Source organism: Niallia sp. Sow4_A1 (assembly GCF_052116745.1).
In the GTDB taxonomy this organism is placed as follows: Bacteria; Bacillota; Bacilli; order Bacillales; family Cytobacillaceae; genus Niallia; species Niallia hominis.
This window is the reverse complement of record NZ_JBQKKM010000038.1, coordinates 1-26,032: the sequence shown is the minus strand read 5'-3', so window position 1 is coordinate 26,032 and position 26,032 is coordinate 1. Positions and strand designations below refer to the sequence as shown.

The window sequence follows — 26,032 nt, the reverse complement described above, 5'->3', positions numbered from 1 at the left end:
TTCTCCTCCACCCTTAATATTCCGGTACTGAAAATTGTTTTAAGAAACGTACATCGTTTGTGTAGAAATGACGAATATCATCAATTCCATATTTCAACATCGCAATTCGCTCTGGACCCATTCCAAAGGCAAAACCAGAATATTTCTTTGAATCAAACCCCGACATTTCCAATACATTTGGATGAACCATTCCCGCTCCTAAAATTTCGATCCAGCCTGTTTTTTTACATACACTACAGCCTGCACCTTTACAGATAAAGCAAGAGATATCTACTTCAACGGAAGGCTCTGTGAATGGGAAAAAGCTTGGACGCAAGCGGATTTCTCTATCTTCCCCAAACATTTTTTTAGCAAAAACTTCCAATGTTCCAATTAAATCGCTCATTCGAATGTTTTCGTCTACTACAAGTCCTTCAATCTGCATAAATTGATGGGAATGTGTCGCATCATCATTATCACGGCGATACACTTTACCAGGACAAATAATTTTCACTGGCCCTTTCCCTTTATGCTTCTCAAGCGTTCTTGCTTGCATTGGAGAAGTTTGTGTTCTAAGTAATGTTTCTTCTGTTATATAGAAAGAATCTTGCATATCGCGCGCTGGGTGATCTTTAGGAAGATTCAATGCTTCGAAATTATAGTAATCATTTTCCACTTCTGGTCCTTCTTCCACGGTATAACCCATACCAATAAAGAGATCTTCAATTTCTTCCACTACTCTTGTAAGCGGATGATGATTTCCTACAGAAACTGGACGACCTGGTAAGGTAATATCAATTGTTTCAGAAGCAATTTTTTCTTGGACAATTGCTTCTTCTAAAGCCTTTTGTTTAGCTTCAATGTGGCTAGTAATATCGTCACGAATTACGTTTACTAGTGCACCCATTTTTGGTCTTTCTTCAGCAGATAGCTTTCCCATTCCTTTTAACACTTCTGTAATTGGACCTTTTTTACCTAAATATGCGATACGAATTTCATTTAGTTCTTTCATATCATTACTGTTTTCAATGCGTGATAGTGCTTCAGCTTGCAGTTCTTTTAATTTATCTTCCATCACTTTTCCTCCTTATATATTGGTTGATTTTGCATGAAAATTGGCATAAAAAAAACCCATCCCCAAAAAAGGGACGAGGTTATTGTCGCGGTACCACCCTAATTAACTTGTATGTATGATAAAACAAGTTCACTTCATTTGGATAACGGTAGTCTATACCGGTACATCTTTACATCATTTCTAAAAAGAAAAAATGGTCCCGATGCCGACTCAGGAGGTGAACTTCATTCATGTTTTTAATAAAAATGCTTACAGTCTGCGGCATTTTCTCCCTTGATTAAAAATCACCAATTACTTTTCTCCATCAATGTCTTTATTCATGTAATTTGTTTTTAATTATAATATATATCTATTCAGTTTTCAAATGCCTTTTTAGCCTAAGATTCCACCATTTCGAAAACTTTATTTAGGAAAACAGATTATTTAAAATAATACATCAAAATCCCAGCTGCTACAGCAACATTTAAGGATTCACTTTTTCCGTAAATAGGGATATACAAGTTGGTATCTGTCTTACTTAAAACTTCTTTGCTTACACCATTGCCTTCATTCCCGACAATCAAACAAAACTCGTCTGTTTTTACTGTTTCTCGGTAATCTCTGCCATTTTCAAGTGCAGTACCGTAAACGGGAACCTTTCTTTCTTTCAATTCCTCTATAAATGCAGGTATATTTGTTTTTATGATTGGCAAGTGAAAATGGCTGCCTTGACCGGATCTAACTACTTTTGGATTGTATATATCAACAGTTCCTTCTCCTATAATAACAGCATCTATCCCTGCTGCATCTGCAGTTCGGATAATGGTTCCCATATTACCAGGATCTTGAACCTGATCAATCGCAATAAAGGTTTGAGCAGTGGATAGTATTTCTTGATGACTTTGCTGTTTGCAGAGTGCAAGAATGCCTTGTGGTGTTTCTGTATCTGAAAGCTCTTTAATGATTTCTTTCGTAACAATTGTTATCGGTATATCTCTATAATTCCAAGCAGGTACATCTATATCTTCAGAAATAATCAAATCGATGATGGCATCTGCTTTGAATGCTTCTTCCACAAGGTGAAAGCCTTCCACCAAAAACGTTCCCGTTTTATCTCTTTCCTTTTTTGTTAATCTTTTTTTCCATTCTTTAATTTGTGGATTTTTTACTGAAAGTATGTGTTTCACTTACTATTCTCCTTCATAATCACCAGATGATCTCTATGTCCTCTATTATAGCTTAAATAAAATACATAATAAACGGCATTAGTGAAATGATAAAAATAGATGTGTTCTACAAAACGTCTATCTAATATCATTTCCAATTGAAATGGTGTTGATAGATAACAATGGAAAGAAGGGTGCTTATTATGAATTTAAATTTACGAAATGCAATAATCCACAATGTTTCTGGAAATTCTCAAGATGAATTAAAAGACACCATCGTGGATGCTATTCAAAATGGGGAAGAGAAAATGTTACCTGGTTTAGGCGTTCTATTCGAAGTAATTTGGAAAAATTCTTCTGAAGATGATAAAACTGAAATGTTGCAGACATTGGAAAATGGACTAAAGTAACCAAAAAGAAGGAGGTTTCTCCTTCTTTTTGGTTTAGCATTTTAAAATAAACTACTCATTTAACGCATGTAATTTATGTGCAGTTTCTTTTGTTGCTTCATATACACCTTTATAAATTTCATATACCTTTTCATATTTCTTCACATTTTCAGGAATTGGCTGAAACTCTTCCTTATAATGAACAAATTTCTCCACACACTCATTCATCGTTGGGAACCAACCTAATCCAACAGCAGCAATCATCGCTGCTCCTAATCCCGGTCCTTGTTCGACTGTCAAATTAACGACTGGCGCATTAAAGATATCTGCTTGAATTTGTAACCAATTACTGTTTTTTGCTCCGCCACCTACAGAGACAATGCGTGTAAATTGCTTATTTGCATTTTCCTCCATCAATATCTTACTATCATTAAGTGAAAAAGTGATACCCTCCACAACAGCACGTGCAAAGTTATCTAATGTATGCCTTGCATCCATGCCAATAAAACTTCCTCTAATTTGACTATCTGTATATGGTGTTCTTTCTCCCATTATATAAGGCGTAAACAATAAACCATCTGAACCAATTGGCACATTCCCCATATTAGAAAGAAGCTCATCATAGCGTTTATCTGCAGCAAAAGTATTTTTAAACCAATTCAAGCTATATCCGGCAGATAAGGTTACACCCATGGAATAAAAACTGTCTTTTATTGCATGATTGAAATAATGAACTTTTCCTTCATAATCCTGTTGCCCATCTTGCTCATAGGAAAGAAATACGCCAGATGTTCCGATACTTGCTAATCCCATACCTTCTTGCACAATCCCTGCCCCAACTGCTGCACAAGCATTGTCCGCACCTCCAGAAAATACAGCGATTTCATTTGTAAAGCCATACTTATCTGCAAGTTGTTTATTCATTACGCCTATTTTGTCAGAAGACTCGACAAGCTTAGGGAAAATAGATAGTGGCAAATCAAATAATTCAGCAATAGATTCGCTCCAAACCTTTTCTTCCACATTTAGCAATAAGGTGCCAGCAGCATCTGAATACTCCATTTGCTTATTGCCAGTTAAATAGAATCCTAAATAATCTTTTGGCAATAAAAAGTGCTTTGCTTCTTCCCATATGGTCGGCTCGTTTTCCTTCACCCACAGTAGTTTAGGTAAAGTAAATCCTTCTAACGCTTTGTTTTTTGTAATTTGAATAACTTCTTGTCCCGCTTTATCCATTATTTCCAGGCATTGTTTGCTTGTTCTCACATCATTCCATAAAATTGCGTTTCTTAATGGTTTACCATTTCCATCTAATAAAACCAAGCTATGCATCTGTCCAGAGAAACTAATTCCCTCTGTTTCTGATGCTGCTTCTGGAAATGCGGCAATTATTTCTTTTAAGACAATATCCAATGCTTCGATCCAAACATTTGGATTCTGTTCACTATATTTTGGCTGAGGAGTCAGAAGCTCATATTCAGAGCTCTTTGTTATAAGAACCTTGCCTTCTTTATCAACTAACAAGCCTTTTAATGAACTAGTTCCTAAATCAATTCCTATTACATACGACATTTTCACGCTCTCCCTTCCTAAGTCATGTGACAAATGATAAAAGAAAGGGCTGCCTCATTTATAGAGATTTAGACCTCCACAAGTATAAATAGTAGATTATTTTCAATTAGCTCCTACTAATAAACTTGTGATGCCAATTCCTTCTACCTGAGACACCCCTTTATGGTGTTATACCAAATTATTATATTTATATTATACTAAATAATCGTTCAAACGAGATTTTAAGAATTCTAGATGATTTGGCTCATTTTCAATTTGATCATGTTGTAATGCATATTCTGTTAATGTTTTCAAATCTTCTTTACCTTCTACAATGGACTTACCAATTCCAGTTGTATAGCTCATATATCTACGTTCAATTTCTTTGTCGAAGAAACGATCTTCTTTTAGTTTTGCAGCTGATTTTAATCCGCGTGCAAAGGTATCCATACCAGCAATGTGTGCTAGCACTAAATCTTCCATAGAGAAAGAAGAACGGCGTACTTTCGCATCAAAGTTAATACCACCAGGAGCAATTCCTCCGTTTTCTAGCACTTGATACATTGCTAGAGTTGTATCATAGATATTAGTTGGGAATTCATCTGTATCCCATCCAAGCATTACATCCCCTTGGTTCGCATCCAGAGATCCAAGTGCATTGTAGCTTCTAGCTACTGCCATTTCATGTTCAAAAGTATGCCCTGCTAATGTTGCATGGTTTGCTTCTAAGTTTAGTTTAAAGTGTTTATCAAGATTGTATTTTTGTAAGAAAGCCATTGCAGTCGCAGCGTCAAAATCGTATTGGTGTTTTGATGGCTCCATTGGTTTTGGCTCAATTAAAAATTGAACTTCATGATTTAATTCTTTTGCGTAATCAACTGCCATATGGAAAAAACGAGCCATGTTGTCTTGTTCAAGTTGTAAATCTGTGTTTAGTAAAGATTCATATCCTTCACGGCCACCCCAGAATACATAGTTTTTGCCGCCAAGCTTTTTACTGATTTCTAACCCTTTTTTCACCTGAGCTGCAGCATATGCAAAAACTTCTGCATTTGATGATGAAGCAGCCCCATGTACAAAGCGAGGATTTGTAAACATATTAGCCGTATTCCAAAGTAATTTAATACCTGTTTGATCCATCTTCTCTTTAATCAAATCTGTGATTACATCTAAATTGTCGAAGAACTCTTGTAATGTTTCCCCTTCTGGAGCAATATCAACATCATGGAAGCAAAAGAATTCAAAGCCCATTTTTTCCATTAATTCAAAGCCTGCTTCTACTCTATTTTTTGCTGTTTTCATTGGTGTTTCACCAAACCAGTTACGAACATTAGTAGCTGCACCAAATGGATCTGATCCATCTTGTGTTAATGTATGCCACCATGCCAAGCTGAATCGTAAATGTTCTTTCATTGTTTTTCCTAAAACTACTTCTTCTGGATTGTAGTGACGGTAAGCAAAAATATTTTCAGTTTTTGGTCCTTCATATTTGACTTCTTTAATCATTGGAAAAAATTCCATGTTAATTCCCTCCTAATTGTTATAAAAGATATTTTTGTTCTTGCTTTAACTTACTTTTTAAAAGTAGCATCTTCTTTCTATTCTATTAAATCATTTTTAATTTGTTAGTTCAGTATACTAACTGCATTAATCATAAATCTAACTATATTTTTTGTCAAGCGCTTACAATAGTATTTTTATTATTTTATCCATAAATTTAATAGAAGTATTTTAATTAGTATGGTAACCTAACAATATGAGCATCGTTATAAGGGGATTAATTAGTTTGGAGGAAAATAATGGTCACAGATAAATATGTAATTAGAGAGCAAAATGCTTCTCTTGTCATGGAGCAAATTGTTCAACATGCTCCCATTTCTCGAGCAAGTCTTTCATCTAATATTGGTTTAAATAAAGCAACTGTATCTGATATAACAAAGAAATTACTTGAGGATAAACTTATTGAAGAAATTGGAATTGGTGAGAGTAGTCATTCTGGAGGAAGAAAACCAATTCTTTTACAACTAAATAATAAAGCAGGTCTTTCAATCGCTATCGAGCTTGGCTATGACTTCATTTCCACAATGGTCACATACCTAGATGGAGAAGTTGTCTTTTACAATAAAGAAAGAGGTATATTTATTACAAAAGAAAATGTCATTGCACATGTTTCAAATATAATTGAAAAATATCAAAAAATAAGCCATCTGACAACCTATGGTATTATCGGAATTGGAATTGCGATTCATGGTATTGTAAATGAAAATACTATCTCATTTACACCATATTATGATTTAGACAAAATGGAACTTTATGAGGAATTAACGAAGCTATACCAGTATCCTATCCATATTGAAAACGAAGCAAATTTAACAGCAATAGGAGAGTCTACTTTTTCTACTGAATTTAATAACTTAATCAGTTTAAGTATTCACAGTGGGATCGGTGCTGGAATTATAATAGATGGTCAATTATTTACAGGACTAGATGGAAGAGCTGGTGAAGTTGGTCATTCTGTGCTTTATCCAAACGGCAAAGCTTGTCCTTGTGGGAATAAAGGTTGCTTAGAGCAGTACTGCTCCGATAAAGTTCTTCTAGAGCTGTTCAAAGAAAAGAAAGAGTTAACAGATGTCAATCCTGATTTATTAGCTGAGCTATATTTTGCTAAAGACCCCCTTGTTCAAGAAATTATTCAAGAACATTGCTATAATTTATCGAAGGGCATAAACAATATAATGACTTTTTTTGCTCCAAAGGTTATATTCATGAACAGTTCTGTCATTCGAAGAATCCCTGAGATACTTTCATTAATCAGCAATAATCTGCAAAGCTCCTTTAATAAAGACATCGTCATTGAAAATTCCAGTTTAGGTTCGAAGGCATCTTTATTTGGGGCTACCGCTTTGAACATTCGTAATTTCTTAAATATTTCCCATCTGAAAATTATTAATACAGATTAACATAGCATTTTGTGTATGGTTCATGGAGTGATACAATCTTGTTTCTAAAAATAACAGATTGTATCATTTTTTCTTATACTTTAAAGGAAATCTTCTTAGGATAAATGAAACTTTTCTCCTCCTTATCTCGTAATATCATTATGAACGTAAAGTGTGATACAATCGTTTAAAATACATAATACAATATTTACAAGAAATTGAATGAATATGCTATACTTGCTATACAAAATAAGAAAAAGGTGAAAAATTTTGACAAAGAAGAAGTTTCATTATTGGTTACTGCAGATCCTCATCATCACTGCCATTATTTATCTCTGCACAAAAATTACGTTTTTATTCAAACCAGTTGCAGTGCTATTTTCCACACTTTTTGTGCCAATTATAATTACTGGTTTCTTATATTTTTTACTTAATCCAATCGTTAAATTTTTGCAAAAAAATAAAATTCCGAAAACACTCGCAATTATTATTCTCTATCTTGCAGTGATTGGAATTATTATTTTGGCAATTGGCAGTGTTGTACCGATGATTAGTAAACAGGTTAGCGAATTATTTAGCAATATTCCTAAATATGCTGATGATGCAGTTCACTATTTCCAATACTTAAATGATACTAAACAGTATAAATGGATTATGAACCAAGAATATGTAAAAATTGAGGATATTACGGAGAACCTAAAGGCTTATGCTCAAACTATTCCAAGCAATATAACAAATGGAATTGGGACAGTTATCAGTACCATGACGAATATCACCATTACTATTGTAACGGTTCCATTTTTACTTTTCTATTGTTTTAAAGATGGTAGCAAATTTCCTGAAGCATTATCAAAATTCTTCCCTTCTTCTTATCGAAAAGAAGGTTTAAGAATTATTAAAGATACAAGTGAAACAATTGCAGCCTATATTCAAGGACAAGTAATAGTAGCTTTGTTTGTAGGAACCTTATCTTTAATCGGCTATTTGAGTATTGGGCTTGATTATGCACTTGTAATGGCCTTAATTGTTGCTGTTACGAATATTATTCCATATGTTGGTCCTTTAATTGGTGGTGCACCAGCTGTTATAATCGCCCTTTTCACATCGCCAACACAAGCGTTCCTAGTTATTATTGTCATTACCATTGCTCAACAGATTGAAGGAAATATCCTATCTCCATTAATTCTAGGAAAAAGGTTGGATACCCATCCAGCAACAATTATTATTTTGTTATTAGTAGCAGGAAATTTAGCAGGAATTTTAGGAATGATTCTTGCCGTACCGACCTATGCTGCTGTCAAAACGATTGTAGTTAATATTAATCGTCTCCTTAAAGCACGGAAAGCAGCTATATTAAATACCCAAATCCCTCCAATCGAGTAAAAGATTTTGGTATAAGTTATAGTATTTTCTTTGAAATAAGAAAAAGGGAATTTGATTTTTGAAGATCAAATTCCCTTTTTTATTTTAGCTGTTTATGCAAATGTCAAGGAATCAACTGTTTCACGATCTAATCTCTTAATAACTTCCACAATTAATTTGACTGCATTTTCATAATCATCACGATGAAGCATTGCAGCATGTGAATGAATATAGCGAGTTGCGATTGTGATCGATAACGTCGGAACTCCTTTATGTGTTAAGTGAATAGAGCCAGAGTCTGTCCCGCCTCCTGGCACACTATCAAATTGATAAGGAATGTTTAGCTCATCCGCTGTATCTGTAACAAGGTCACGTAACCCTTTATGGGAAACCATTGAAGCATCATATAAGATGATTTGTGGACCCTTACCCATTTTACTTAGTGCTTCTTTTTCTGTAACTCCCGGTGTATCTCCAGCTATTCCAACATCAACTCCGAACCCAATATCCGGCTCAATTAAGTTCGCTGCTGTTTTCGCTCCACGAAGACCTACCTCTTCTTGAACTGTTCCAACACCATATACAATATTAGGATGATTGATTTCTTTTAAATTTTTTAATACATCAATTGCAATTGCACAACCAATTCGATTATCCCATGCTTTTGCAAGCAACATTTTTTCATTATTCATTACTGTAAATTCGAAATATGGAACGATCATATCTCCTGGTTTTACTCCCCATTCCATTGCTTCTTCTTTAGAAGATGCACCAATATCAATAAAGATATCCTTAATATCTATTGGTTTTTTTCTTGCTTCTGGGCTTAATACATGTGGAGGTTTAGACCCTGTAATTCCAGTAATTTCGCCTTTACTCGTTACAATCGTTACTCTTTGAGCTAGCATTACTTGGGACCACCAACCGCCTACTGTTTGAAAATAAAGAAACCCTTTATCATCAATACGAGTTACCATAAATCCAACTTCATCCAGATGACCTGCAACCATAATTTTTGGTCCATTTTCCTGACCAACTTTCTTAGCAATTAAGCTTCCTAAATTATCTGTTGTCACTTCATCCGCATATTCTGTTATGTACTTTTTCATTACTTCTCTTGGTTCTCTTTCATTGCCTGGGATGCCTTTTGCATCTGTGAGATCTTTAAGCATCGTTAATGTTTCATCTAATTTGGACATTATTTCGACTCCCTTAATATAATATATTCTTCATTATTATACTAGAAAATAGATATAGTACAAAGTATTAATTACTTATAAAAAGAATCTTCCCTCAATAGTTGCTTACTACCCGTCTTATATGGGTATAGAAAGAACCCTTGCTTTTATTATGTATCAAACCTTGGTTTCTATTTATTTAATCTTTTTTCTTTTAAAAAAATATTTTTTCTAAAATAATGAAACCTTTTCTATTATCAATCGTATTCTATTAGTTAATCCTGAAAAATTAAGTTACTGGAGGCTCTTTTATGAAATGGCTTTTGTTAATTGTTCTGCTCGTATTTCTTCTTTATGGTTTATTTCGAATCCTTTCTTTCTTAATGAATCCACAACAACGATTGAAGTTAGCGCAAAAGCGGAGAACTTTTTATTTGCTCGATCAAAAGGATAATATAAGAATGAATCTCTTATTAACCTATAAAGGGCATTTACTCGAAGGGGAAAAATACGCAGTAGCAAACGAAGTTGATCACATCTTACTATTCCCTACCAATCCTTATAATACGAAGATGTCAAAACAAGACAAAGCCTATATAGAACAGTCACTATTGTCTATATACCCAAAGGCTAAAATTGATTGGACACGGTTTAAAGAAGCAGAAAAAAATACGTAGAGGTTCGGACAGTATTCCAGCTCATTGAAAAACCCGACCAACCATATCAAGTTCCATATGGTTGGTCGGGTTTTTATAGTTTATAAAAGACCGTTTCAGTGAAGTTGGTGTTGTTCCCTGCAGCACATTTTGTGTCTGTAGCAGAATGGGAACGAATTAGTTTTTCATTTGATTATTTTTCATAACTCATATTGGATAACAGCTATTTGTGAAATCGCTATATTAGAAATTGTTCGTCTTCACAGATTAGCAAATTAGTTTTGTCCTAGACTTTTTTACATGAAGTATTTTACTCATGGGCTTCTTTAAAAAATTCTCTCCATTTAATAATCGTAATTTTTTCCCTTAAAATATAAACAAGTATCGCTAATGCAAACATAATAATGACGACCATTGTTAACGAAAATTGACTAATAAACTGACCGAAAATAGTATAAAAGAACGCTAAAGGTATATTGCTTAAAAAAGCGCTTTTTCCATATTCATTTAAACTTTTTCTTTTCTCTAATAGGCAAAAATTTAGTAAATGATAATGAAATACTGGTATTAAACGCAATACTGTGATTTGTCCAAGTGTCAAATTACGATACTCCCCAAACCATCTTTTTTTTAAATTAGATAGTTTCCGATGTGTCTTTGGCAAGCGATGAATGACAGTATAGAAAATGAGACAATTAATTGTTAAGCCTATAATAGAATAGATGGTTCCAAGCGTCACTCCAAATAAAACTCCTCCTGCAATACAGACTAAGATTGGAGGAATAAACAAAAATTGCCGTAGGGTATGGAATAAAATAAATATAATTGGCGCTAAAATGCCACTAACTTCTACCATTACAAATAGGACTGATAACTGCTCTTCCATCTTATCACCTTCTGCTCTAAAGAATCATGCTGTTATTAAAGTGTATAGAAAAAGACAAGAGAATATGCCTAAACATTCAGCCAATAGAGTACAATCCCTAATTCTAGTAATGTTAGTGCTGGTAAACCATATTTAAATGTAGCATGCTTTGTTTTATGCCGAAAATTTTTCATACCTATGTATAACCCTAAAGCACCGAAAAAAATAGCAATTGTCCAAAGGGTTCGCTCACTTATGCGATACTGATGCTTGATCGCTCTTTTTTTATCAATCATCATGAATAAATAGCCTGTTACATTGATTAACACTAAATAGATGGATAGTAATGGCATCATCCTGCTTCCTCCTTCTTTCAAAGAAAAAAATATAAAAAAAAGAAGGTAGCAAATACCTCCTTTTTTTAATAAACTTATTTTAAGTTTTGTTTTGCAACTGTAGCTAATTCAGCAAATGCTTTTTCATCACTTACAGCAAGTTCAGCAAGCATTTTACGGTTTACTTCAATACCAGCTAACTTCAATCCGTGCATTAAACGGCTATAAGAAAGACCGTTGATACGAGCAGCTGCGTTGATACGAGTAATCCATAATTTACGGAAATCACGTTTCTTTTGACGACGATCTCTGTATGCATACATTAATGATTTCATTACTTGTTGGTTTGCAACTTTGTATAATGTATGTTTTGAACCATAATAACCTTTAGCTAATTTAAGAACTTTTTTACGACGTTTGCGTGTAACTGTACCGCCTTTAACACGTGGCATATAATTTCCCTCCTATATTGAAAAAATTACTTAATGTTGTCTAATAAATGACGAATGCGTTTGAAATCGCCTTTGGATACTAATCCAGCTTTGCGAAGTTTACGTTTTTGCTTAGTAGATTTGTTAGCAAATAAGTGACTAGTATAAGCTTTTGAGCGTTTTAATTTACCAGAGCCTGTCTTTTTGAAACGTTTAGCAGCTCCGCGGTGAGTTTTCATTTTTGGCATTTGGTATTCCTCCTCTTACTTGTCGTTTTTAGGCGCTAAAGTCATGAACATGCTTCGACCGTCCATTTTTGGATGTGATTCCACAGTGGCAACTTCTGCACATGCTTCTGCAAAACGAACAAGTACTCGTTGACCGATTTCCTTATGTGTAATAGCACGTCCTTTAAAACGAATGGATGCTTTTACTTTATCGCCTTTTTCTAGGAACTTAATAGCATTACGAAGCTTTGTATTAAAGTCATGCTCATCTATAGTTGGACTAAGGCGAACCTCTTTAATATTAATGATTTTTTGATTTTTACGTGCTTCTTTTTCTTTCTTTTGCTGTTCAAACTTGTATTTACCATAGTCCATGATACGAGCTACTGGCGGTTTTGCGTTTGGAGCAACAAGAACAACATCAAGATTTACACGTGTTGCAATTTCAAGAGCTTCAAATTTCGTTTTAATCCCAAGCTGTTCTCCATTTTGGTCAATAAGACGAACTTCTCTTGCACGAATGCCTTCATTTAAAATCATATCTTTGCTAATAGTTAAACACCTCCAAGGTTAATGACGAATACAACGTTCGGGTCAAGAATAATCTATTCTAGGTCACCTTCTCTAGCTTAGATACTAATTGACACTTGACTCTCAAGTTGACATCGTAGGCTTTGTAATCTTTATCATCCAAATAAAAAAGTGTGGATGAACAATTCACCCACACTTACGAAACAAAAGTAATACCTAAAATGTTTTACGTAATACCTGTTAACTACTTGGAATCTGTGTCAATCAGGTGAGAAGCGGGTGCTTCTTCTTTTCCTCAAACTCGTATTCAATTTACCTTAGTAACTATATCACAAATGATAACTGTAAGTCAACGAAAGAAATATCACAACGAGAAAAATTTTATCAAAATAATTGATTCAATGCAATACTTTTTATGCATAAATTCAGAAAAGCTAGGAATATGGAACGAAATTCGGACTTTACAACCTTTAAAACGACAGAAGTTCGTTTGTTTTTTGCTTTCTGGCAGACGTCCATTCCCTCTGAACCTTATCCTAAGATCCATGAAAACTAAGTCATAAGAATGCTACTTCATAAAAATCTATGCTAACTTAGTTAGAAAATTTTACTTCTTGCGTTAATTTTTCCAAGAAGTCTACATAAGAAACTGTTTCTGATTTTTGTTCTCCGTATTTGCGGACATTTACGGCTTTGTCTTCTACTTCTTTATCTCCGACTACTAGCATGTAAGGGATTTTTTTCATTTGCGCCTCACGGATTTTGTAGCCGATTTTTTCATCACGTTCGTCAAGCTCTACACGGATACCGTGTCTTTGTAAGTTTTCTTGTACTTCTTTTGCATAGTCAAAGTGTACAGAAGGTGATACAGGAATCACTTGTACTTGCACTGGCGATAACCAAGTTGGGAATGCCCCTTTGTATTCTTCGATAAGGAATGCAATAAAGCGTTCCATTGTAGATACTACTCCTCTATGGATAACAACTGGACGATGTTGTTTTCCATCCTCCCCAACATATGTTAAATCAAAGCGCTCAGGCAATAAGAAGTCCAATTGCACAGTAGATAATGTCTCATCTTTTCCTAAAGCTGTTTTCACTTGCACATCCAATTTAGGACCATAGAATGCAGCTTCTCCTTCTGCTTCAAAATAATCTAGACCTAGGTCGTCCATTGCCCCTTTCAGCATGCTTTGTGCTTTATCCCACATTTCATCGTCATCAAAATATTTTTCAGTATCTGCTGGATCACGATAAGATAGTCGGAATGAGTAATCTGTAATATCGAAATCTTTATATACTTCTAATACTAAGTTTACGACACGTTTGAATTCATCTTTAATTTGGTCTGGTCTTACAAAGATATGCGCATCATTTAATGTCATTCCACGAACACGCTGTAATCCAGATAATGCACCTGACATTTCATAACGATGCATTGTTCCAAGCTCTGCGATACGAATTGGCAATTCGCGATAGCTGTGAATATCATTTTTATAAACAACCATATGATGTGGACAGTTCATTGGACGAAGCACTAACTGTTCATTATCCATTTCCATTACTGGGAACATATCCTCTTGATAATGATCCCAGTGACCAGAGGTCTTGTACAGGTCTACACTACCCATAATCGGTGTATATACATGGTTATAGCCTAATCTTTCTTCCTTGTCTACTATATAGCGCTCTACAATGCGTCTGATTGTTGCACCTTTTGGAAGCCATAGCGGTAGGCCTTGTCCCACTTTTTGAGAAGTCATAAATAAATCTAATTCTTTCCCAATTTTACGATGATCTCTTTCCTTCGCCTCTTCTAAAAATCGTAAGTGCTCCTCTAACTCATTCTTCTTAAAGAATGCAGTTCCATAAATACGCTGAAGCATTTTATTATCGCTATTTCCTCTCCAATAAGCCCCAGCAATATTTAGTAATTTAAACTCTTTTAGTTTTCCAGTTGAAGGAACATGTACACCACGACATAGATCAACGAATTCACCTTGTTGATAAAGTGTTACCGTTTCATCTTCTGGGATTGCATCAATTAATTCTAGCTTATATTCGTCATCCATTTCTTTAAAAAGCTCAATCGCTTCCGCTCTGCTTACTTCTTTACGAACAATCTCCAGATTTTCATTGATTATTTTCTTCATTTCCTTTTCAATAGCCGGTAAATCTTCTGGTGTTAATGATTGCTCTAAATCAATATCATAATAATACCCATTTTCGATAACTGGACCTACACCAAGCTTTACATTTCCATAGATACGTTTAATCGCTTGTGCCATTAAGTGTGCAGTGCTATGACGCAAAATTTCTAGTGCATCCGGGCTATCAGGTGTAACAATTTCAAAAGAAGCATCTTCTAAAATTGGTCTTTTCAAATCATATAATGAACCATTTATTTTTCCTGCAAGTGCTTTTTTTCTTAACCCTGGGCTAATGGAACCGGCAATATCTTCTGTTGTTGTCCCTACTGGAAACTCCTTTACCGCTCCATCTGGAAATGTAATGTTAATTAGATCTGACATAAAACTTCCTCCTTCATTCTCGCCATTAAGCTTTTCATGTACGATAAGAACCGATTGAACGCAAAAAAACCCATCCCTATGCGAAGGGACGAGTTTTATAAATATAAACACGTGGTTCCACCCTAATTCTCAGACAATCCATTGTCTGACTTTAGTTTAAACAGATAACGGCTGCTGAGACCGCCAGTCATTACTTAGGTTCCCTGTTCCTGACTGAAGTTTAAAGGTGGTAAGTAATCTCATCGTGTTAGGAAGTTCCCAGCATCCTTCCCTCTCTTTAAACCGTACAAGAAAACTATTGTCCTTATCAATACATGTATAAGTTATAGTTAATTTATGTACGTTATTATATGCTTTTCTAAACATAAAATCAAGGGGAGATAAAAATCTTATTTTATTTCTTTTTGAGTGTTTATTCTTAGGAAAAAATGACCCTTTTCAAGAAGCTGTACTCTCTCTTCAAAAATGTTTAAAATTGTTCGCACAATAGGCAACTCCCTATCTTCAGTATATAAATAGATTGTTTTCGGAGCAATTGCCAGCAGTGGTCCTAAAGAATATGGGTCAATATAATAGGGAGAAGAAGCTAAACTTCTTTGCTCATACAACATCATTAATTCCTGTTGGGGAATCTCTTGATATTCGGTATCAAAAAACTGGATTTCTAAGTCAACTAAAACATGAATATGATTCACTTTTGCAGTTTTTTTAGAAAGGGAATTTCGTAAGCTATGAATAAACACCTGATATTCTTGTTCCATTTTGTACTCATCAATCGATAATTCTATGTATTTTAGTAGCTTTTCAAAAAAAGCCTTTAATCGAAAGGTCACAAATGAATCAAAAGAAAATGCATGATGTGTTTCCACCATAAAATTATTCATACTTTCTGCAAGACATGCTTTTATATTTATATCTTTTGTTATATTTGCTAGTCCTTCACGCTCTTCTTCTATTAAACTATGAAGAAGTTCTAATATACTGCGTTGTTCTAATTCATCCATATAGAAATAACGATTTTGTAATATTTCTTTTGCCCAATCATCTGTTTTAATATGCAAGATAAAAGCAGTTAAGCATTTTTGCACTACCTGACTGCTTCCATCTATTTTAACGACATTTCCACTATTGTCATCACTTATTCTTTCAATCGACTCAGCAGGTTTTACCTGTTTATTCATTAAACGCAAAAATTTCTTTGCATCTTTTTCAGATTGAAATTGAATTTCGATCAACCGTATCCCCCCTTTATAAAGAAGTCCTCGATTCCATATATATGGGGGATAGAGAGAAAATAGACTATAAAATAAGGAAAATCATCGGAGTATGTCCGTTATCGTAATATATGCTTACAATATATAGGAATTGCCTTTTCTAAAAAAATAGACAGACTTTTAATTAGTCTGTCTTCGTTCGTAATATCCAAATTCACAAAAAGAATACGATTGCTCCTACTATAATGACATACACAATAATGTATCTTATATACATCACTTGTAAAGAAATGGATCGTTTTTCGCAAAGATTTCTTACGTATGCAAGTAACCTTCTATTTTTTGTAACATACGTATAAGTTAATCCAAATACCAATAATGCCAAGATTATTTTATAAATTCCCGGGCTATAAAACGAGAGAAAAAATGGGATTAACAATAGCAAAATAGTGATGGATACAAAGAAAAGAAATTGATTATAACGCTTTACCAGTAATTTTTCTGCATTCGAAATTTCCGTCAACTCAACACTACTCCTTACACTTATAAACATCTAGTATAAATTTTTTATATCCGCTTATTTTTACCTTTTACATGAATCGGTGTAGATAAGTAACGAATTCTTTCCATTACTCTCATTGCTTTCATCTTTTCCTCTTCTCCTCTTTGAGAGTAGGTAAGATGATGCTCTAGTCCACTAAAGTCAAAATTAGATGTAAATAAAGTCGGTAAATTCTCTAACATCCTAAACTGTAAGATTGGTCCTAATACCTCGTCTCGAATCCAACTAGACATTGTTTCTGCACCAATATCATCCAGCATTAAAATCGGCTCCCTTTTGATGCTTTCGATTTTGTCATTTAATGTACTATTAGCAATCGAGCTTTTCATTTCCCTAAATAATTCAGGAACATATACGATCATAGAAGAAATTTGCTTTTGAGAAAGTTCGTTTGCAATGGCTCCTAAAATATAGGATTTACCCACTCCAAATTCACCGTAAAAGTATATTCCCTTTTGTCTTTGACCAGGTTTATACTCCTCTACAAATCGAATAGCTGCATCTACCGCTTCCATTCTTTCTCCTTCTATGTCCAGCCTGTCAAAAGATGCTTCTAAAATGTCCTTGGGCACATATAAACTTTGGATTAATTTTTCTTTTTTCTTTTGGTTATCCTCTTGGAGCTTCCTTGGGCAGCGGTCATATTGAATCTCAATATTCCCCCTGATAACAACTAGACTCGGATGATAACCCTGCATCATATTCACACAACCTTGAAGGCTTGGGCACTTATTACAAGCCTTGCTTTGATTAGCATATTCATATAATTTCATCATTCCCACATCTACCGCATTGGAAGTCAACTCATCTTCATGCTCGCGTAAAAAGGCCCTCACATCAGGGTGTGCAAGTACTTCCTGTTTCATCGCACGGTAACGTTCCTGAAAATTATTACCTGCCCCAAACTTCTTTAACGTATCATTAATCCTTTCCACCGTTTGATTCACCACCTATTTTTTTAATTTTTTTATGCGTTCTTCCAGCTCTCTTTTCTTCTGCTCCAAGTCTTTGTCGCTTGCTGCATTATCTTGATTCTGTTCTGCTGTTTTATTTGCTTCTTCATTCCCCTGATCTTGTTGTCCAAACCATTCTGGAATTTTTTCTGTACGAATTGCTTTGCGACGAGTTGACTTTGATTGTTGATTTTTTTTACCTTGCGCCCATTCCATATATTGCTTATGTTCCTTTTTCGCTAAATCCATTGCATCCTTCACCGTACGAATATTCTTTCTTACCCATTGACCAGCTATCTTTTCTATATAACCTTTCGTTAATTTCATATCTGTTTTTAGCATAACATATTGAATAAGCACATTTATTACTCCAGGTAAGAGCTTTTGTGAAAACATAATTTCTTCGATTATTTGCAAATCCGTTTTAGATGGTTCAGCACCTCCTGAAATATCTTTTAATACTTCACGAGGAGAAGTATGATCTAAATAATAGATTAATTCTTCCTCTTTTGATTTTGGTGCATCCATAGACGAATAATCTTTCTGCGGCTGTTTTCGGTCAACTAACATTGGCAGCAAATCGTTATGCTGAAATTGATACCAATCACGAGCAGCTATTCTTAATTCTTCCATATCAATCTCATCCTGTTGATTAATTGCACTGATAACGATATTCTTCATTTGAATGGGGTCAATTCCATAGATAAAGGCAAGATTTTGTATCGCTTCCTTCACCTTTTTGGTAAAGGCTTTTTTCGAAAGTAAAGAATCGTGTATTCCTGCATAGAGTAGTTCAAAATCAAAATCCACCTTCGTAATTTGAATTCCAGTCTGCTCTTCTCTTCCAATATAGGTTTGGTCAGTCTCTTCTTCATCCTCTAATTCATGTATTGCCCGAACAGCACTTCCATGATCAGACATAAATACCTCTTGAAAACCTTTTGTTACAAGCTGAAAACTTGGATCAACAATTTTTTCATCGGAAAAGAATTTCTTCAATCTGCTATATTGTGCTTTTCCAATTTTTCGATATAAATAAACATTTAACATTCCGTCGAGAAAATATTGTGCTGGCGATAAAGGTGGCTGCAATTCATAAATAAACGAGCGATTGCCATCCTCCTTCTTTAAATACGTTTTTAAAAGACCAATTCCCTCTAGCTTTAGTCTTGCTTCATATATATCATTTAAACCACAGCTCATGAAATTCATTAAGCTATGATGTGTATTTGTCATGGACCACAAGCGATTTTCTTCTACTTCAGCCCATAAAGTCATGTATAAAGCTAAACACTGTGTCCCAATTAATGGTTGATACAAGAATGTGATTGTTTTTCGATCATAATCACTTAAGAGTCCATTCGCAGCTACTCGATATCTGTCGACGGGAAGTAGGTCTTGCCAGTGCTGAGACATATTAAGTCCCCCTTCCTTACATTCTATTTCCATCAAAGGAGTTGAAAGGCAAAAAAGAGCCAAAGAAATCTTCAGCTCCCTTAGTAATCATTTCCATAAAGTGAAACTCATTAATGAGTTTTTCCCCCCATCCATAGTTGAACCAATCGGATCTTTATGGACAACAATCTCCCAACTTTACTCCTCGTATTCTCCTAAGCAAAAGGAGAGAGTCTTATGGTCCGTATAGAGAGGGATAAAATTCGCTAGTCTTTTTTGATTAATTCTTTAAGTTCGTCAATAAACACATTTATATCTTTAAACTGGCGATAAACAGAAGCAAACCGTACATATGCCACTTCGTCAACTTTTGCTAAGCGATCCATTACCATTTCTCCAATTATTTCACTCTTTATCTCTGAGGCAACATTACTTCGAAGCTCTTTCTCTACTTCTGCAGTAATTTCCTCCAGTTGTTTTAATGCAACCGGTCTCTTCTCACATGCTCTAATTAAACCACGCAATATTTTATCCTTACTAAATTCTTCACGTGTTCCTTCTTTCTTCACTACAATCAAAGGAATCTCTTCTACTTTTTCAAAAGTTGTAAATCGATTGCCACAGGCTTCACACTCTCTTCTTCTACGAATCGATTTATATTCATCAACTGGTCGTGAATCAAGAACACGGGTGTTATTATGTTGACAGGTAGGACATCTCATTTCATATCAGCTCCGAATTCTTTGTTCCATGTATATACTTATCTTCATATTATATAAAATTAAAGGCTTGTACAAGTAATTATATTAAATTTCACCTATAACCTAATGTCAGATAGGAAAAACATGCCACTTTTCCAAAATATTCTTCGCTTGCTGTAATGAATTTTCGATTGTCCCATTATTATTAATTACTTCATCAGCAAGAGCTTTTTTCTCCAGCAAAGGCATCTGCGCATTTATTCTATTAACTGCCTGCTCATAGCTTAAATTATTTCTGTTCCTTAACCTTGCTATTTGGATATCTCGATCTACATATACTAAAATAGTTCGATCAACCATTGTGTTTAATTTATTTTCAAATAGTAATGGGATATCTAAAATTACGATTTTTTCGCCCATCTTAACGGCTTGTCTTTGCTTTTCATCCATTCTCCTTCTTACATCAGGATGAACGATACTATTAAGCACATCCCGTTCCCCTTCATTCGAAAAAATAATTTCTCCAAGCTTTTGGCGATTTAAAGTACCATCTTGATGAAGAATATCCTTACCAAAATGAGCAACAATTTCTACATATGCTGGTTCTCCTATTTCAACAGCTAATCTAGACTCGATATCAGCGTCAATAATCGGAATATGCAATGATTGATAATAGGAGGATATTGTCGATTTGCCGCTCGCAATCCCCCCTGTTAAGCCTACTATTAATGTCATGACAATACCTGCCTTATTAAATTTAGTATGTAACAAAATTAAATGAACAAACACTTTTGTAAATATATAAAGCAATAGATAGGTGAAATTCCTAAGGCGATTCGCCAAGGAGGGTCACCACCTTAGAAAATATAACCTATTCGCTAATTTTTTCAAGCGATTTAGAGTTTAAATATCCCAATAATAATTAAAATAATCCCTGGGATAAAAGAAAATTTATCCATATAACTTTTTTCTGACAGAAATTTACCTAGATAAATCCCTAACGAAACAAAGGATGTACTCATAAAGATAACGGAAAGTGTTAAAAAAAGTGGAGGAAGTCCTAGCATGGAAGCTCCAATTCCTGCGCCAAAGGCATCTAAAGACAGAGCAAAGCCTAACATAACTGCTTCTACCCCTGTAATTGTTCCCGATTTATCAAAGTCGGCTGACAAAGGTTTCTTCAATATATTTATAACGATACCTAAAGATTTTATTTCAAAATTAATAATATTCTTTTCTTCTGTTAATACTTCCTTTTCCTTGCTTGGCTTAAAATATTGGTAAAGAATCCATCCACCTAATATTATTAATATAATGCCACCTAAACTCTCTGCAAACGAGGGGGAGAATATCCTTGAAATAACATGACCTACCAACATTGCTGTAAGCAGTGTCAGACCGGAACAACAGGCGATAATAAGGATAGAATTTAAGGGCATTTTCATTTTTCGCAGACCATAAGTAAACCCAACACTAAAGCTATCGATGCTAACAGCGATTGCTATTAATAAAAGAGAAAACACCTGGGCCATAAAGATAAGCTCCTTCCAAATCAATAGTAATATACTATATGGAAAGAGCCCATCCAATGTTAATTTAGATTTATTGTTTTATTTTTTTTGACAATTAGGACAAAAAACAGTTCCTCTTCCTCCGACAATAATTCTTTCTAATGTATGTCCACATACTTTACAGTCTTGCCCTTTTCGGCCATATACATATAGTTCAAGCTGGAACATTCCTATTTGCCCTTGTGTGTTTACATAAGAACGAATCGTACTACCACCCTTTTCAACAGCTTCCGATAAAGTAGCAATAATCTCTTTATATAGTTTCTCCATTTCGGCAGATTTTAACGAATTTGCTAATCGCTCTGGATGAATGCCACTTCGAAACAATGCTTCATCTACGTAAATATTGCCTAAACCAACGACAATTTTTTGATCCAATAATGCCGTTTTTATGCTTCGGCTGGTTTTTAATAATCGCTCTGTAAAATTAGCAATCGTAAAATCAGCATCAAATGGTTCAGGACCTAATTGAGACAGTGGCATGGCATTTAATTCCTCACCCTTTTTAAATAAATGCATTGTTCCAAATTTACGTACATCCTTATATCTTAATTCAGAACCATCTTCAAAAAAGAAAATAACATGGGTATGTTTATCAACGGGTTCACCAGCTTGAAACACACCGTATTTGCCTTCCATTCGCAAATGCGAAACAATCGTAAAATCATTTGTTTCAATTAAAATGAATTTGCCTCGTCTTTTTACATCAAGGATGGTTTGACCAATTAATGCATCGGAAAACTCTTCTACATTTTCTGGTTTTTTAATCATTTTTGCCCATGACACAACAACTTCCTTAATTACTTTATTTTGCGTTAATTGTTTTAACGTTTTACGTACCGTCTCAACTTCTGGTAATTCTGGCACCTCATATACCTCATTTCCTTGAGAAAATTGCTCATGATTCTTTACTTCTCACCAATATTATAAAATAATCATTTATTACTTCGCATCATACCAAGTTGGTCCATAAGAGTAATCCACTTTTAAAGGAACACTTAATTCAACTGCATGTTCCATTACATCTGGAACTATTTCTTTCAACTTCTCGATTTCTTCTTTTGGAGCCTCAAAGATTAATTCATCGTGCACTTGTAATAATAATTTAGCCTGTAATCCTTCTTCTTCTAAACGTTTTGCCATTTCAATCATCGCTTTTTTTATAATGTCAGCGGCACTGCCTTGTATTGGTGTATTCATTGCTGTTCTCTCGGCAAAGCTTCGAAGATTAAAGTTTCTGCTTGTGATATCAGCTAAATACCTTCTTCTATGAAGCAATGTTGAGACATATCCTTTTTGTTTTGCATCTGCCACAATTTCTTCCATATAACTCCTTACTCCTGGATAGCTTTCTAAATAGCGTTCAATAAACTTGGCTGCTTCTTTTCTCGTAATGTGCAAGCTTTGCGATAACCCATAGTCACTAATACCATATACAATTCCAAAGTTAACCGCTTTTGCATGTCTTCGCATATTAGAAGTGACCGCATCTGCTTCTACATGAAAAACGGACATAGCTGTTTCTGTGTGGATATCATGGTCTTCTCTGAATGCTTCTATTAATTTCTCGTCATTGGCAATATGAGCAAGAACACGTAACTCGATTTGGCTATAGTCAGCAGCAAAAATAACCCAATCCTTTTCTGTCGGTACAAATGCTTGTCTAATTTTTCTTCCTTCTTCTAACCGAATTGGAATATTTTGAAGGTTAGGATCAATAGAGCTTAAACGACCTGTTTGTGTCAATACTTGATTAAATCTTGTATGAATTCTTCCATTATGTACCACTTTTTGCAAGCCTTCTATATAGGTTGACTGTAATTTACCAAGCTGTCTATATTCAAGGATTTCTCTAATTACTTCATGTGAACTTGCAAGCTGTTCCAACACATCAGCAGAGGTTGAATATCCTGTCTTCGTTTTTTTCACAACTGGCAAGCCAAGCTTTTCAAATAAAATAACACCGAGCTGCTTCGGAGAGTTAATATTAAAGGTTTCACCTGCAAGCTCATAAATTCGCCCTTCAATTTCTTTCAGTCTTTCGGAAAGCTCTTCTCCCATTGCTTTCAAGCGATCAACATCCACTTTCACTCCCGTTGACTCCATATCAGCTAGCACTAGGCTTAATGGCATTTCTAAATCATAAAATAGTGCTTCTTGGTCATTCTTTCTTAATTCATCTTCCATTTTCTCTTGTATAGCCTGCATAGCGAATGCTTTTCTTACGATGTGATCAGATAAGAATTCTTGATCTGGAACCTTTCTTTTTGCTCCTTTTCCATAGAAAGCTTCATCTGATTGTAAGTTAAGATAGCCATATTTTTTAGCAACAGAAGCAACATCTTCAATCGTTGCAGAAGGATCTGCTAAATATGCAGCAATAAGAACATCAAACGTAATTCCTTTTAAATGAATCCCTTGATGTCGTAAAGACACTTCCGATCTTTTAGCATCATAAACAATCTTTTCTTTGTTTTCATCTTCTGCCCATGCTTTGAAAGCAGACGATACTAAAGCTTGATTGATCGGTAGATAGTATGCTCCTGTGTCATTTAATAAAGAGATACCTAAGATTGGGGCATAATGATAGTTATCCTCCAATACTTCGACATACATTATATTTATATCAGAAAAAATAGCTTCTGTAATATTTTCAACCGTTTCAAAATTTATATCTTCTAACACTAGTTCCTCTTGTTCAGGTGTTTCTCCTAATTTTTCGAGTAAAGAGTTAAATCCAAGCTCCTTGAACATTTCTTTTAGCTTTTCTATTTGCATTCCAGGAAATTCTGTATCTTCCAAAGTTATTGTTAGAGGAGCTTTTCTTGTAATAGTAGCTAGTTCTTTGCTCATTAAAGCTTGATCCTTAAATTCTTCTAGCTTTTCTTTCAGCTTCTTACCACTTACTTGGTCAATAGACTCTACCAATTTTTCTAATGAATCAAATTCCTTCAACAATTTAATTGCTGTTTTTTCTCCTACCCCAGGAACACCAGGAATATTATCTGAACTATCTCCCATTAAGCCTTTCATATCAATAATACGATCTGGAGTTAGACCGTATTTTTCCTGAACATGTTCAGGCGTATAGGATTCCATATCTGTTATCCCTTTTCTTGTGATATAAACAGTTGTCTTATCTGAGCTCAATTGTGTTAAATCTTTGTCACCAGAAATAACAACCACTTCAAACCCATCCTTTTCTCCTTGAAGAGAAAGAGTTCCAATAATATCATCTGCTTCATAGTTTTCTAATTCGTAATGATGGATACCATAGGATTTCAATAGCTCTCTTATATAAGGGAATTGCTCTGACAATTCTGGTGGTGTCTTCTGACGCCCTCCCTTATATTCACTAAATGTTTTATGTCGGAAAGTTGTTTTTCCTGCATCAAAGGCTACTAAAACATGTGTTGGCTTCTCTTCTTCTAAAATTTTCATTAACATCATGGTAAAACCGTAAACAGCATTTGTATGTACACCTTTATCGTTATTTAAAAGCGGTAAAGCGAAAAACGCGCGATAGGCAATACTATTACCGTCTATTAATATTAATTTCTTTTTCAAGAAATCCTCCTCCATCCTATTTATGTGTTATGTTATCTCGTAAAAAAAACGATGATTGTTACATGGCTCAATACTATTTATTTTACATGACATATACATAAATGTAAAAAGGCAGAGATTGCTGAAAAAGAGGTTCCTTCCTACGCTTATATTTATTTCATTCATCGACGAAATAAACGTGGAACAAACACCTTTTACCAACTATCTCTGCTATTTTTACAACTTTAATAAAAACATTTTAGGTATATTGACATGGTCTTGAATTGGAGAAAACTATCTATTCTACTAACGAGCGAGAACCAATTCTTCCCTCTTCCAAGACTAATTTTACACAGGGGAAGCCAAAAGCGGGGTAGCTTTCAGCTTAAGTCCTTAACCAAATGGATAAGGGGGACTTCACAAATTATTGTATCAACAAAGTGTAAACCCACCATAAACCAAATGTAAAAACAATGTAAAGAGAAGAAAAGCGGAAGGCACCGTTTAGCGCCGTGTGAACTGGAGCGATTTTCTTGAGATAAAGGAAACACGAAGAACGATAGTGATTCGATGTTGACTTATCGTAGAGACAATCGTGAAGTTCATCTGGCGCTGGTGACTGGAGCTAGACAATGAAAAGCGGAAGGGCCTGTTTTTTCGGTGTACAAACTGGAGACTCTCGACTGAGATAAAGGAAACACGAGGAACGGCAGTGAGTCGATGTTGACTTATCGTAGGGAGATAGTCGGAAGTTTGCTAACCGATAGGCACTGGAGCTAGACAGTGAAAAGCGGAAGGCACCGTTTAGCGCCGTGTGAACTGGAGCGATTTTCTTGAGATAAAGGAAACACGAAGAACGATAGTGATTCGATGTTGACTTATCGTAGAGACAATCG

24 protein-coding genes and 3 other annotated features are annotated in these 26,032 nt (G+C 34.8%); of the genes, 4 read left to right on the top strand and 20 right to left on the bottom strand.

Annotation, left to right across the window (positions count from 1 at the left end):
* Window positions 1-13: 13 nt before the first annotated feature.
* A complete protein-coding gene (gene pheS / locus ACTQ5K_RS18490; RefSeq protein ID WP_031534802.1) occupies window positions 14-1,054 on the bottom strand; it encodes a phenylalanine--tRNA ligase subunit alpha in 1,041 nt (346 codons plus the stop codon).
* A 66-nt stretch (window positions 1,055-1,120) separates the two neighbouring features.
* Window positions 1,121-1,371 (bottom strand) — a binding site (T-box leader).
* A 102-nt stretch (window positions 1,372-1,473) separates the two neighbouring features.
* The gene (locus ACTQ5K_RS18485) at window positions 1,474-2,220 is read right to left on the bottom strand and encodes a TrmH family RNA methyltransferase (protein WP_031534804.1); all 747 of its coding nucleotides are present in this window, start codon (window positions 2,218-2,220) and stop codon (window positions 1,474-1,476) included.
* A 182-nt stretch (window positions 2,221-2,402) separates the two neighbouring features.
* Between ACTQ5K_RS18485 and sspI the strand changes: the two genes are divergently transcribed.
* Window positions 2,403-2,609: a small acid-soluble spore protein SspI gene (sspI, locus tag ACTQ5K_RS18480; protein WP_441994192.1), complete on the top strand. Its 207-nt coding sequence runs from the start codon at window positions 2,403-2,405 to the stop codon at window positions 2,607-2,609.
* A gap of 51 nt (window positions 2,610-2,660) precedes the next feature.
* Here the strand turns inward: sspI and xylB are convergent, their stop codons facing one another.
* Together xylB and xylA are read right to left on the bottom strand one after the other, a co-directional pair.
* Window positions 2,661-4,160 (bottom strand): xylulokinase, encoded by a 1,500-nt coding sequence (gene xylB, locus ACTQ5K_RS18475; protein ID WP_031534808.1) that lies wholly within the window; start codon window positions 4,158-4,160, stop codon window positions 2,661-2,663.
* A gap of 192 nt (window positions 4,161-4,352) precedes the next feature.
* Window positions 4,353-5,660, bottom strand: coding sequence for a xylose isomerase (xylA, locus tag ACTQ5K_RS18470; protein ID WP_031534809.1), 1,308 nt, complete (start codon window positions 5,658-5,660; stop codon window positions 4,353-4,355).
* Between the two features lie 278 nt (window positions 5,661-5,938).
* Between xylA and ACTQ5K_RS18465 the strand changes: the two genes are divergently transcribed.
* Window positions 5,939-7,099: an ROK family protein gene (locus ACTQ5K_RS18465; protein WP_441131276.1), complete on the top strand. Its 1,161-nt coding sequence runs from the start codon at window positions 5,939-5,941 to the stop codon at window positions 7,097-7,099.
* A gap of 249 nt (window positions 7,100-7,348) precedes the next feature.
* Window positions 7,349-8,461 carry an AI-2E family transporter gene (locus ACTQ5K_RS18460; protein ID WP_441131277.1) on the top strand — a complete coding sequence of 371 codons (1,113 nt, stop codon included), beginning with the start codon at window positions 7,349-7,351 and terminating at the stop codon, window positions 8,459-8,461.
* A 92-nt stretch (window positions 8,462-8,553) separates the two neighbouring features.
* Here ACTQ5K_RS18460 and ACTQ5K_RS18455 read toward each other — a convergent pair whose 3' ends face one another.
* On the bottom strand, window positions 8,554-9,639 hold the full coding sequence (locus ACTQ5K_RS18455) for a M42 family metallopeptidase (RefSeq protein WP_031534815.1): 1,086 nt from the start codon (window positions 9,637-9,639) through the stop codon (window positions 8,554-8,556).
* Between the two features lie 290 nt (window positions 9,640-9,929).
* Here ACTQ5K_RS18455 and ACTQ5K_RS18450 point away from each other — a divergent pair, with 290 nt between their 5' ends.
* Window positions 9,930-10,295 carry a hypothetical protein gene (locus ACTQ5K_RS18450; RefSeq protein ID WP_031534818.1) on the top strand — a complete coding sequence of 122 codons (366 nt, stop codon included), beginning with the start codon at window positions 9,930-9,932 and terminating at the stop codon, window positions 10,293-10,295.
* Window positions 10,296-10,584: 289 nt separating this feature from the next.
* Here the strand turns inward: ACTQ5K_RS18450 and ACTQ5K_RS18445 are convergent, their stop codons facing one another.
* The 15 genes from ACTQ5K_RS18445 to polA all read right to left on the bottom strand — a co-directional run bounded on the left by ACTQ5K_RS18445 (window position 10,585) and on the right by polA (window position 25,157).
* Entirely contained in the window at window positions 10,585-11,160 is a 576-nt protein-coding gene (locus tag ACTQ5K_RS18445; RefSeq protein ID WP_031534820.1) for a TVP38/TMEM64 family protein, read from the bottom strand.
* Between the two features lie 68 nt (window positions 11,161-11,228).
* Window positions 11,229-11,495, bottom strand: coding sequence for a DUF1294 domain-containing protein (locus ACTQ5K_RS18440; protein ID WP_235247887.1), 267 nt, complete (start codon window positions 11,493-11,495; stop codon window positions 11,229-11,231).
* A 74-nt stretch (window positions 11,496-11,569) separates the two neighbouring features.
* Complete coding sequence (gene rplT / locus ACTQ5K_RS18435; RefSeq protein ID WP_031534824.1) at window positions 11,570-11,926, bottom strand: 50S ribosomal protein L20; 357 nt, start codon at window positions 11,924-11,926, stop codon at window positions 11,570-11,572.
* A gap of 26 nt (window positions 11,927-11,952) precedes the next feature.
* Window positions 11,953-12,153 (bottom strand): 50S ribosomal protein L35, encoded by a 201-nt coding sequence (rpmI, locus tag ACTQ5K_RS18430; RefSeq protein ID WP_016201803.1) that lies wholly within the window; start codon window positions 12,151-12,153, stop codon window positions 11,953-11,955.
* A 15-nt stretch (window positions 12,154-12,168) separates the two neighbouring features.
* Window positions 12,169-12,672: a translation initiation factor IF-3 gene (gene infC / locus ACTQ5K_RS18425; protein ID WP_016201804.1), complete on the bottom strand. Its 504-nt coding sequence runs from the start codon at window positions 12,670-12,672 to the stop codon at window positions 12,169-12,171.
* A 150-nt stretch (window positions 12,673-12,822) separates the two neighbouring features.
* Window positions 12,823-12,960: a sequence feature (ribosomal protein L20 leader region), on the bottom strand.
* A 296-nt stretch (window positions 12,961-13,256) separates the two neighbouring features.
* On the bottom strand, window positions 13,257-15,194 hold the full coding sequence (gene thrS, locus ACTQ5K_RS18420) for a threonine--tRNA ligase (RefSeq protein WP_031534826.1): 1,938 nt from the start codon (window positions 15,192-15,194) through the stop codon (window positions 13,257-13,259).
* 81 nt (window positions 15,195-15,275) lie between these two features.
* Window positions 15,276-15,514, bottom strand: a binding site (T-box leader).
* A gap of 69 nt (window positions 15,515-15,583) precedes the next feature.
* Complete coding sequence (ytxC, locus tag ACTQ5K_RS18415) at window positions 15,584-16,429, bottom strand: sporulation protein YtxC (RefSeq protein ID WP_251629464.1); 846 nt, start codon at window positions 16,427-16,429, stop codon at window positions 15,584-15,586.
* Window positions 16,430-16,622: 193 nt separating this feature from the next.
* Entirely contained in the window at window positions 16,623-16,931 is a 309-nt protein-coding gene (locus ACTQ5K_RS18410; RefSeq protein ID WP_235247889.1) for a hypothetical protein, read from the bottom strand.
* A 44-nt stretch (window positions 16,932-16,975) separates the two neighbouring features.
* A complete protein-coding gene (gene dnaI / locus ACTQ5K_RS18405) occupies window positions 16,976-17,905 on the bottom strand; it encodes a primosomal protein DnaI (protein ID WP_251629462.1) in 930 nt (309 codons plus the stop codon).
* Window positions 17,906-17,920: 15 nt separating this feature from the next.
* Window positions 17,921-19,339 (bottom strand): replication initiation and membrane attachment family protein, encoded by a 1,419-nt coding sequence (locus ACTQ5K_RS18400; protein ID WP_441131278.1) that lies wholly within the window; start codon window positions 19,337-19,339, stop codon window positions 17,921-17,923.
* A gap of 245 nt (window positions 19,340-19,584) precedes the next feature.
* The gene (gene nrdR, locus ACTQ5K_RS18395; RefSeq protein ID WP_031534836.1) at window positions 19,585-20,040 is read right to left on the bottom strand and encodes a transcriptional regulator NrdR; all 456 of its coding nucleotides are present in this window, start codon (window positions 20,038-20,040) and stop codon (window positions 19,585-19,587) included.
* Window positions 20,041-20,148: 108 nt separating this feature from the next.
* Window positions 20,149-20,754, bottom strand: coding sequence for a dephospho-CoA kinase (gene coaE, locus ACTQ5K_RS18390; protein WP_031534838.1), 606 nt, complete (start codon window positions 20,752-20,754; stop codon window positions 20,149-20,151).
* A gap of 161 nt (window positions 20,755-20,915) precedes the next feature.
* Complete coding sequence (ytaF, locus tag ACTQ5K_RS18385; protein WP_031534840.1) at window positions 20,916-21,551, bottom strand: sporulation membrane protein YtaF; 636 nt, start codon at window positions 21,549-21,551, stop codon at window positions 20,916-20,918.
* A 78-nt stretch (window positions 21,552-21,629) separates the two neighbouring features.
* Window positions 21,630-22,457, bottom strand: coding sequence for a DNA-formamidopyrimidine glycosylase (mutM, locus tag ACTQ5K_RS18380; RefSeq protein WP_031534842.1), 828 nt, complete (start codon window positions 22,455-22,457; stop codon window positions 21,630-21,632).
* 75 nt (window positions 22,458-22,532) lie between these two features.
* On the bottom strand, window positions 22,533-25,157 hold the full coding sequence (polA, locus tag ACTQ5K_RS18375) for a DNA polymerase I (RefSeq protein WP_031534844.1): 2,625 nt from the start codon (window positions 25,155-25,157) through the stop codon (window positions 22,533-22,535).
* Between the last annotated feature and the right edge of the window lie 875 nt (window positions 25,158-26,032).